The organism is Variovorax sp. P4_D9, assembly GCF_056401695.1.
In genome coordinates this window covers 1-9,490 of sequence record NZ_JBFUIU010000337.1, presented here as the reverse complement: position 1 = coordinate 9,490, position 9,490 = coordinate 1, and the positions used below count along the sequence as shown (strand labels likewise).

The following is a 9,490-nucleotide window of genomic DNA, read 5'->3' as shown; positions in this document are numbered from 1 at the left end:
CAACTGGCCAGCGGCCTTCACTTCGCCCTGGAGAACGTCGCGCAGTCGCTGGCAGCCCAGGTGACCGAGGCTATCGCCGCCCGGACCAGGCGCCAAGCGGATTCCGATGCCATTGGCCAGGTCGTCAGGGACGTGCTGCCCGGTTTCCTCGAAGAGGAGTTCACCCAAGGCCTGCTCAAGAACCAAGCCACCGCACGCAAGCGCCGAGCCATGCTGATGCACCTCCTGGCCGCCGCGGACGTGCAGGCCTTCGTCGACAGTCCCGCCAAAGCGCCCAACGAGGTAGACGCCGAGGATGACGGCGAACAACTGACCAGCGAGGCCGCCGCCCGACTCCTTCACGTTTCCCGCACCCACCTCAACTCCCTGCTGGATGCTGGGGCGCTCGGCGACGTCAGTCGCACCGCCGGCGGCCACCGGCGCGTTTCGAAGGTCGCAGTGCTGGCCTACAAGGCCGACAGCAAGTCGCGGCAGGCCAAGGGCCTCGACGCCATGGCTCGGGCCAGCCAGCGCATCGGCCTGTACAACGACGAACTGGCGGGTGTGCCGCGCCGCGCAAAGCGCTGAAGGTGTCCAACCGGAAGGCATCGAGTGGGGCGCCCGTCTTGCCCCGCATCGTTCTGGTCGATGCGAACGTTTTCTTTGCACCTCGCATGCGCGACCTGTTCATGCACCTGCACGAGGCTGAAGTGGTGAATGTCCATTGGACGCGGGAGRTTGAGGCGGAATGGACGCGCAACGTGATCGCCAAGCAGAACGCAGACAGCCAAGACATACAGGACTGCCTGCAGGGAATGCGAGCGGCCGCCGAAGGCTGGGAAGTCGCCGGCTACGCGAAGCACATCGGCCGATTCGAGCCCGTGGACGCAAAGGATCGCCACGTCGCCGCAGCTGCCTACAAGCTCTCGCTCGATGATTGGCCGGGTCAGCCGGTCGCCCTCGTCACCAGGAACGTCAAGGATTTTCCTCAGCACGCCTTCAAGGACACGCAGGTTGTCCGCTACGCCATTTCGGCCTACCTCGATGGCCTGCAGGCAGAAGCGCCGGACATCGTGGCCAAGGTGGCGGAAGGCTGCCGTAGGAAACTCAAGACCCCGAAGCTCACCCGTGAGGAATACGTCGCTGTCCTCATGAAGAACGGTTGCCACGGTCTGGCGCAGGCGCTTGCGACCCGTTGGGCGGTCGAGTGCCCCGTGGTGGCAAAGGATGGGACGTTGTACTACGTCACCGCTAAAAGCGTTCCGAAGCCGAAGGACAAGAAGCCAGCCAGCCGAAAGCGGTGAAGGCCTTTGGTGGCTGGCTGCGTCGCCGCCCCTGGGCGTGCCGACGAAGGTGTGTGGCTGGCCGCGCCCGCCAGGAGTTTCGTCCTCCTGCGCAGTGTCATTCGGTTGGCTCTCGCTTAGGGCGAGAAGACCACCTTCGGGCGGTTCTTTCATATTCGGAATTCCTGAGGTAGACGCCATTGGAAGCTCGAAAAATGCGGTCTACGTCGACGGGTACAACCTGTACTACGGCCGGCTGAGAGATACGCCCTTCAAGTGGCTCCATCTGGTCGCCCAGCATGGACGCAGGCGGCGCCTTGCTTCCCGCCTATCAAGAGGGCCTTCCTTATGATCGGAATCTTCGAACCCGCGTCTGGAAGATCGAGGAGAAGAAGACGGACGTGAACCTGACGATGGCAATGTACCGTGACGCCGCCAGAGGACTGTTCGACCAGGTCGTGCTGTGCTCCAACGACAGTGATGCCGAACCCGTGCTGGCCGCGCTGCGCGAGGACTTTCCGGCGATCCGCATCGGTGTCGTGACACCCGTGAAGCCGCCGGTGGCGGGCAAGGGCGCTTCGCGCGGTTTCAGCACATCCTTGGCACAGCACGCTCACTGAGTTCGGCGGCACATCCTCGATGAGGAGCTGCAAGCCGCCCAGCTTCGCGACGTGGTCCCGACATCTCGCAAAGCGATCAAGAAGCCGGCGCATTGGTAGCGCTGCGCAATACGCCGAACATTGCTGAAAGCCCGATCTCGCTCCATCGCCAAAGATTTGCGCGTCGGCGTGGAGGCCTCACGAAAACTTCGCCGCCGCTCCCCCTTTGCGACGCTTTCGGGCAAGATAGCGACGAAGCTGTCACGGTTCGGGGCTTGTAGGGAGAGCGTCTATTCATGACTGTCGCGTGCCACACAAGGCACGCTGTTTGCGTCATTGCGAAAATTCAAATCTCGAGCTGATTTTCGTGCCCCGTTTGAGGGCATCCGGTTGTCTCCTCCACCCTTCTTGGTGGATTTCAATCCTCGGGACCTCGGTCCTGAGGATTTTTTTGCGCGAGGGGCAGAGACAGGCGAAGTCCCACGCAAAGCAAGAGATCCAACGGATCGACAACGGCGGTCCGTCGACCCTCTCCGGCTGACAATGCAGGCGACATTAGAGCGCCTGGAGCTCCCCTCGAATGCGATCGCCGACCGAGACGCCAACTGCGCTCTCGGGCTGCACGTAGTTGTCGCCGATCGATGCGCACATCTCCACGACCAGCCTGGCGAAATCCACCACGTTCCGGTCGAGCGGATCGCCGGGGCGGATCAGTCCTACCGCTACGGCCGCTTCCTTGAACAGCTCCAGTGCGTCGCGCGGCCCGACCGGGTTCTTGTCTTCGTCCTCATTGACGTAGGTATAGAGCATCGCCAACTCCTTCAAGGTGTCCTGATGCCAGCATACGCCGCCGATGGGCGTGTTGCATTCGCGCGCAGCTCGATGCCGAGATGCGCTCGGCTCGCGAAGCTGGCCTTCGCATCGACCCTGTGCTCCTCCGCCCGAAAGTCGCCAGCCGTATGGGCAACGCAGGTGTCGATCGCGCGGTGCGCGGCCTGCCAGGCTCCATCGACCATGCGCCGGCCTTGGCGGACCTCACTGACGAATGTCAACTGCACCGGACAAGCCATCTTGTCTGAAGGACGGCGGCAGCGGCAATGCGAACATCGCACCGGTGCACCACCCGTCTGAACGCGACATGACCAATCTGTACACCTCGTTCTCTGAAGCCGTCGAGCCGACCGCCGCTTCCCTTACCCATGCTGCGCTGGAAGCGGCGAGCGCCTATCTGGACGGGAAGCCAAGCGGCTCCAAGGTGAAGATCGGCCGCGCGAGGCGCGATGCCGATTTCTGGTCGTGCCCGTACTGGCCCTCCGTGCCGATAGACACCTGGCGCTCCAGCATCATGACGCTGGCGCTTTCGCACTACTTCGCCCAGGAGGAAGCTAGCAACCCAGACCTGCTGGATCGGCTTGCCGCCGCCTGCCCGACCTTGCTCGAGAAGGCCGTTCGTCATTCCGGCATCGTGATGCGCTTCGCACCCATGCGGCATGCTGAATTGGAAAGGCTGGGCCGACGGCTTCTCCCGGTAGCCGAGCTCTGCCGTGTCCTCTACATATTTCGCCAGGCGCACGACGAGCGCCTGAAGAAGCTCGGCGCCCATCGAGCCACTTTCGCGCAGACGACGCCATTTGAACTGCTGGTTCTCGCGAGCCTCTACGCCTTCGAGCACCTCGTGCCACGGGGCATGGATTCGCCGCACCGTGCGGACGGCGTTCAATCAGAGGATCAAGAGGCATGGGAAGCGATCAACGATGTCTTCCTATGGAAACTCGGCAGCGCTGATCCGAAAGACTTCTCGCTGAATGACGACGTGATCGGCTTGGCGCTCGTGAAGCACCTCGCCCCGGTGTTGCGATGCGTTCCGGGTCGGGCCGACTCTGGCACGACTTTGCGAGGACAAATCCGCGATCTGCTCGCGGCGCAGATCGAACTCAACGCCTTCGTTTCTCAATCGGCGGACGCGTTCAGCTACGACCAGGGGATCCGTTTCGTGCCGCATGGCACCTCACTTGAAATCGTCGAAATCGACGCATCGGCGCGAGCGGCCTGGCAGCGTGATGGCCACAAGCTCGCGCGCCTGCACGAGTACTGGTTCTACAGGGCACTCGACACCTTCATGCAGTCGGGGAGGGCCACCGAGACCATCGGTCGCCCCGAGAATCACGAGGCCAACCGCCTGGCCTACATGCGTGCCTTGCGCACACGGCGGCAGTTGACCGAGGTCTACGGCATTGCCGAAACCGTGACGACCGATGGTGGCGAGTCGGTCGACGTGTTTCAGGCGTCGCTGTCAATGGAGCTGATGTCGGCGTTCTACCAGCGGGACTTCCTCGAAACCTTCATGGGTCACTTGCGCGCCTACGGCGACTGGCGTGTGGCCTTGCGCAAGCTCTGCGAAGGCGGCGCACTTTCAGGAATGCAGAATCGCTTGCCGCTGACCTGGTCGGTCCGCGCTGCCAAGATCGCGAACATCACCGGTTGGACCGTCTCCGCGGCGACGCCGCAGGGGGATGCCGCGAAGGCCGCGGCGATTCTCGATTTCTGGAGCAGCGACTGGGCCGCGTTGTCCGCACAGTTGAAAGGCGCCGAGCCGGGCCTGCGGCCCGAACTGCTGGAGCGGCCGGTGTTGAAGTTCGGCGAGGTGCTCGTGCAATTGCCCTGGCATCTTGGCCTGCAGAACAACAGCACCGCGATCATCAACAACCTTCGCCGCCTGGGCCAACGCCGGGGCGAGGCACGTGAAGAAACGCAGCGCATCGAGACCGGTCTTGCGCGAGCGCTGGAAGCTCGCGGCTTTGTCGTCGTATCGAACTGGCTGCCCGATCGTGCGTTGCACGGCGATGCCGGCGAGATCGACCTGGTCTGTGCGCTTGAAGGAGTCGTGCTGGTTGTCGAAGTGAAATCGACCGTTATCCGGAAGTCGCGAAAGGAAGCATTCCAACATGCGACGAGCACGCTGCGTCACGCTGGCCGCCAGGTGTTGCGCAAGTCGGAGGCCGTGGCGCGAGACCTTCGCGAAAACGGCACGCTGCGAACCGCCCTGCAGCTCGGGGCGGCTGAAGCGGACCCAGCGTTGATACGGTGGATTGTCGATACGTCGATCGAGTGCGACCACCAGCGCTTCTCCGGCGTCCTGAAGGTCTCGCTCGAAGAGATCCTCATTGCCCTGCGCGACGACGCAGCGCTGTTGACGAATCCTGCCAATCTCTTTCTTTCAGACCCGATACCAGCGGCGGGCGAAGAGGAGGCCTGGGCCGAGCGCGCCACGTTGTATCCCGATGGCTTTTCGGCAACGGCGCTTCGTCGCGGTCATCGAGCAGGCGGCCGTCTGGCAAGACCTTTGAACTCCGAGGCGAGTTGCCGGCCCGTCACCGCAGCTCACTTGTGAGCGCGGTACGGCGTTCGCCACTCGCCCCAAGAAAATCCGCAAGCAGATTCGTGTCCTCTGTTGAGGGCGGGGTGGGCTTGCCTGTGAGGCCTGACGCTACCTTACCGTTCTCGCGGTCAAGGCCCTGCGCGCGCTTCGCGTGCTCGGCGCGTGCCGCGCGCCTGCGGCGGCCTTGAGCGCTGCGCTGCGGCAAGGGAGCTGGGGCCACGCAGGCAATCCCGCCTGTGTCATCTCACAGGAGCTCATCATGACCGCATCTTCCGATCTCACAGACCGGCAGCAACGCATCGTCGAAGCACTTCGTCCCTTCTTTGGCGCCGAGGCGGACGCACTGTACGAGGCCAACGATCGGTCGCTGTTGAAGCTGACCTACTTCGCGCGTCAGTCTTCCTTGCCGAGCTTCCGTCGCCTGGTCACGGGGCTCGCTCTGGCGCAGGAACTTCTGGTCGAGGAACTGACCAGCCGCTCGGTGTTCGATTCGCCAAGAGCCGTCACCGACTTCCTGAAGCTTCACTTCGCCGGGCAGCCGCACGAGAGTTTCGCCGTGATGTACCTCGACGCGCGGAACGCGCTCATCGCGTTCGAGGAGCTGTTCCGCGGTACCTTGACGCAGACGAGTGTCTATCCGCGGGAGGTCATGCGGCGCTGTCTCCACCATGAGGCTGCGGCTCTGATCATTTCGCACAATCATCCAGCCGGAAGCGTCGAGCCCTCGCAGGCGGACCAACTGCTGACGAAGACGTTGAGTACAGCGCTTGCAATGATGGACGTCCGGGTCGTGGACCACGTCATCGTGGCGGGCGCAAAGTCGCTCTCGTTCGCGCAACGCGGCCTCTTGTGACGCATGGGGCTACGGCCCCTTTTTTCATTTCGCGTTGCCAGCGCACTTCGTGCGAGCCATCCAGAGTGCCCGCCGCCAAGGCGGCGAGAGTCATGGGGAATTGTCGGGAGATAGGGCGGTGCGGGTCTGTGGGGCAGGGGAGGGTGGCTTGCTGTTCCCTTGAGGGTGCCACGCCGTGCTCGCCGTCAAGGTCTGCGCGCCTGCGGCGCTGGCGGCCTGCGCCCGTCTTCGAACCTTGACCGCTTGCGCTGCGGCGTGCCGTCGACGGTCACGGGCAATCCCGCCCTCTACCGTTCAAGGAGAACGTCATGCGCTCCCACTTTCCCTTCATCACCGACGAACAGTTCGAGACGCTTCTGTCCAACGGCCGCTTGGCATTGGCGTACCAGGAGAAGGGCCAGGACTTCGATCCGCTGCCCGTGGTCAAGCTCTTCACGCCCGATGCGGGCGCGACCTGGCTGCTGACCGAAATCGATCCTGACGCGCCGGAGATTGCCTTCGGCTTGGCCGATCTCGGCATGGGCTTTCCGGAAACGGGCACGGTGAGCTTGGTTGGGCTTACCGTCGTGCGCGGGATGATGAACCTGCCAATCGAACAGGACCTGCACTTCCGGGCCACGCAATCACTGAGCGCTTACGCGCGGGAGGCTCGACTCGCCGGGCGCATCCAGGCCTGAGAGGCTGCCGCCGGCGCTGCCGGCGGCATGTCACTTCACTTGCCCTTTCTTGGGCGCGCTGCGCGCGCTGTGTTCGATCAGGCCGCGCGTCGCGCGGCAGGCCCACGGGTTGGATGAGGGACGCATGCCTCTGCGTTGCAGAGGAGAGCCGAGCGGCCTGCGGCCGGGCGCTGCCGGCCGGTGGCCCGCGTGGGTCGCTGGTGCGTGGCGCGGCGCATCTGCCTTCAGAGCCACCTCTTGATCGACGCATAGCTCGCACGGCCCGCTGTCCAGGGCTTCGGGCTCTCGCCACCGTCCTCACCCGGTCATCGCTTCGCTCAGCTGCGGCTTGCGGGCGGTCCCTGGAGATCGGCCCTTGCTGCTCGCTCTTCATGCGCCGAGGCGGCTCCGAAAGCAGATCTTCAACCACCGCGGCACCCACCGCAGAAAGGCCCAGCCATGCGCGCACTTCAATCCTCCCGGCAGCACAACCCCCACGGTCAGGCAAGCCAAGCAGCCACGGGTGTTCCCCCCGTACCCCCCGAGGACTCACCAAAAGCAGGTGCTGTTCAATTCGCAGGTTCAACGCCGCGCGGCGGCGGGCGCATGGATGTCCGGCAATCGATCACCGACCGGATCATTGGGATGCTCGAGAAAGGCGGCAACGTGTTTCGAGAGCGCTGGACCCGGGCCGCTTCGCGCGGCATGCCGCGCAACGGCAAGACCGGTGCGCCGTACCACGGCGCCAACGTGCTCCTGCTGTGGGATGCAGCGATCGAGCAATGCTATCCCACCAACGTCTGGATGACCTACAAGCAAGCCGCCAGCCTGGGTGCCCAGGTACGCAAGGGCGAGCGGRCCGTGCTGTGCGCGCACTTCGAGCGCAAGACGGGCCAGGCATCGCCGGGTGCGGCTCGCGATTCGCAAGGCATTTCAGGTCGGCAAGAGGAGGAGGGCGGCGAGGTCGGCGCGGCCGAACGTAGCTTCCTGCTGTGCAGGCCGTTCTGGGTTTTCAACGTCGCGCAGATTGATGGCGTGCCGCCGGAGCTGATGGACGGAGAACTCGTTGCCAAGGACTGGGCGGATCGCTCCCCGATCGAAGGCGCGATGCGCCTCATTGGCGGATGCGAGGCAAGGATCCAGCATGGGTTCGAGCGCGCGGCCTATGCGCCGCACGCGGACAGGATCCTCATGCCCGACATCGTCCAGTTTACGAGTCCCGAGGCCTACTGTGCCACGGCGCTGCATGAACTGGTGCATTGGACAGGACACTCGAGCCGGTTGAATCGCGAATTCGGGAAGCGCTTTGGCGACGACGCCTATGCGTTTGAAGAGCTGGTGGCCGAACTCGGCTCCGCCTTCGTGATGGGACACTGCGGGATCGTGGACGCGACCGTCGAAGGGCATGCGGCGTACCTTGACAGCTGGCTGCAGGTGTTGAAGAACGATCGAACGGCGATCTTCACGGCCGCACGACATGCTGGCGAAGCGTTCGACTACATCCTGGCCAGAGAGATGCCGGCGCTTGACGGGTCACAGATCCTGCCAGCGGAGGAATGAACCCCGGGCAGTGGCCGCAGGTTCGGCCACTTTCCAATTGTTCTCGGTACAGGCCGATCGGCCTGCCAGAACAAATTAGACTCCAGCCTTTCCACTTTTTCATCTTTCCATGACCAAGACCTACGCCGAATTGGCACGCGAGATCGCGGCACTCCAGGCCTCCGCCCAGAAGCAACTGGCGCTCGAAGCCAAGGGCGCCATCACGAAGATCAACGCAACGATTGCGAAGTACGGGCTCACGGCGGGCGATCTGAAGTTCGCGTCGATCTCCGCACCCGCGTCGCCTTCGGCCCGCAAGAAGCCCAAGGCGGCGAAGGCGAAGGGCAAGGATGGCGCTGCATCCAACGCCGCGAAGTTCAGCGATGAGAAGGGCAATCAGTGGGGCGGCCGCGGGCCGAGGCCCGCTTGGCTGCGCGACGCGCTCGCAGCCGGCCGGACGCTGGCAAGCTTTGCGATCGGTGCGACGCCGGCAACTGTCGCCCCAGTCACCCCAGTCGCTCCAGTCGCCTCGGTCACTGCGGCGCATGCGCAGAGCGTTCCAGCCAAGTCGATTCGGTCGAAGCGGGTCAAGTCGGCTGCTCCGACAAAACGCGCCTCGAGGAAGACGGCCCCGGCCGCGAAGTCACCGCCAAGCGCTGTCGTCGCTGCGTCCAAGGCCGCCCCAACGAAATCGGCCCGCGCGAAGAAGTTGCCAGCGAAGGCGTCTGCTGCGTCTGCTGCCGCTACGTCTGCGCAAGCGGTCACGCCGCCGACAAAGAAATCGCCAGCGAGGAAAGCTGCTGCGCCGAAGGCGACGCGTGCATTGAAGTCATTGACAAAGGCCACTGGCCCGAATCCCCCGGTGGCAGAGTCGACGCCGGCTTTGCCGGCGAAGAAGGCACCTGCACCCAAGGTGCGCAAGAAGGCCGGACCAAAAGCCGCGCCGCGCAAGGCAGCTGCCGTGACGGTCCAGGCGCCCGCGGCGCCTGAAGCGGTCAACGCGGCGCCGGCGCTGTAACTCTTCTAGAAAGCACAGCCGTCATCACGCAAGTGGTGGGCCTCGTCCGTGCTGGACGTTGTGATGCGCGCCCGGCGTCATCCAGGATCACGCTGCTTCGCATCTGCCGTTTGATCATTCGACGTGTCCAACCTCTGCGCCACCTTCTTCGAAGCTGCGGATCCACCGGCGGCATCGCCGGTGG

Annotated in this window: 8 protein-coding genes and 1 pseudogene; 8 read left to right on the top strand and 1 reads right to left on the bottom strand. The window is 64.2% G+C overall.

The annotated features are described in order from the left end of the window. From AC1DY5_RS29755 to AC1DY5_RS29745, 3 genes and pseudogenes are all read left to right on the top strand, one after another. Positions 1-567: pseudogene (locus tag AC1DY5_RS29755) on the top strand (hypothetical protein); the annotation flags it as partial. Positions 568-653: 86 nt separating this feature from the next. Continuing rightward, complete coding sequence (locus tag AC1DY5_RS29750; protein WP_478117294.1) at positions 654-1,283, top strand: hypothetical protein; 630 nt, start codon at positions 654-656, stop codon at positions 1,281-1,283. Between the two features lie 278 nt (positions 1,284-1,561). After that, positions 1,562-1,882 (top strand): NYN domain-containing protein, encoded by a 321-nt coding sequence (locus AC1DY5_RS29745; protein ID WP_478117293.1) that lies wholly within the window; start codon positions 1,562-1,564, stop codon positions 1,880-1,882. A 534-nt stretch (positions 1,883-2,416) separates the two neighbouring features. Here the strand turns inward: AC1DY5_RS29745 and AC1DY5_RS29740 are convergent. Next, positions 2,417-2,671: a hypothetical protein gene (locus AC1DY5_RS29740; protein ID WP_478117291.1), complete on the bottom strand. Its 255-nt coding sequence runs from the start codon at positions 2,669-2,671 to the stop codon at positions 2,417-2,419. A gap of 328 nt (positions 2,672-2,999) precedes the next feature. Here AC1DY5_RS29740 and AC1DY5_RS29735 point away from each other — a divergent pair, with 328 nt between their 5' ends. From AC1DY5_RS29735 to AC1DY5_RS29715, 5 genes are all read left to right on the top strand, one after another. Beyond that, positions 3,000-5,252 carry a hypothetical protein gene (locus AC1DY5_RS29735; protein ID WP_478117289.1) on the top strand — a complete coding sequence of 751 codons (2,253 nt, stop codon included), beginning with the start codon at positions 3,000-3,002 and terminating at the stop codon, positions 5,250-5,252. Between the two features lie 172 nt (positions 5,253-5,424). Then, positions 5,425-6,093: a RadC family protein gene (gene radC, locus AC1DY5_RS29730; RefSeq protein WP_478117287.1), complete on the top strand. Its 669-nt coding sequence runs from the start codon at positions 5,425-5,427 to the stop codon at positions 6,091-6,093. A 308-nt stretch (positions 6,094-6,401) separates the two neighbouring features. Continuing rightward, the gene (locus AC1DY5_RS29725; protein ID WP_478117285.1) at positions 6,402-6,770 is read left to right on the top strand and encodes a DUF2958 domain-containing protein; all 369 of its coding nucleotides are present in this window, start codon (positions 6,402-6,404) and stop codon (positions 6,768-6,770) included. A gap of 438 nt (positions 6,771-7,208) precedes the next feature. After that, complete coding sequence (locus AC1DY5_RS29720) at positions 7,209-8,309, top strand: ArdC family protein (protein ID WP_478117284.1); 1,101 nt, start codon at positions 7,209-7,211, stop codon at positions 8,307-8,309. 109 nt (positions 8,310-8,418) lie between these two features. Continuing rightward, positions 8,419-9,306, top strand: coding sequence for an H-NS histone family protein (locus tag AC1DY5_RS29715; protein ID WP_478117282.1), 888 nt, complete (start codon positions 8,419-8,421; stop codon positions 9,304-9,306). Positions 9,307-9,490 lie beyond the last annotated feature (184 nt).

Coding starts and splice junctions, on each gene's coding strand:
- AC1DY5_RS29745 (WP_478117293.1), top strand. CDS start 1,562: ATGGACGCAGGCGGCGCCTTGCTTCCCGCCTATCAAGAGGGCCTTCCT.
- AC1DY5_RS29740 (WP_478117291.1), bottom strand. CDS start 2,671: ATGCTCTATACCTACGTCAATGAGGACGAAGACAAGAACCCGGTCGGG.
- AC1DY5_RS29735 (WP_478117289.1), top strand. CDS start 3,000: ATGACCAATCTGTACACCTCGTTCTCTGAAGCCGTCGAGCCGACCGCC.
- AC1DY5_RS29725 (WP_478117285.1), top strand. CDS start 6,402: ATGCGCTCCCACTTTCCCTTCATCACCGACGAACAGTTCGAGACGCTT.
- AC1DY5_RS29715 (WP_478117282.1), top strand. CDS start 8,419: ATGACCAAGACCTACGCCGAATTGGCACGCGAGATCGCGGCACTCCAG.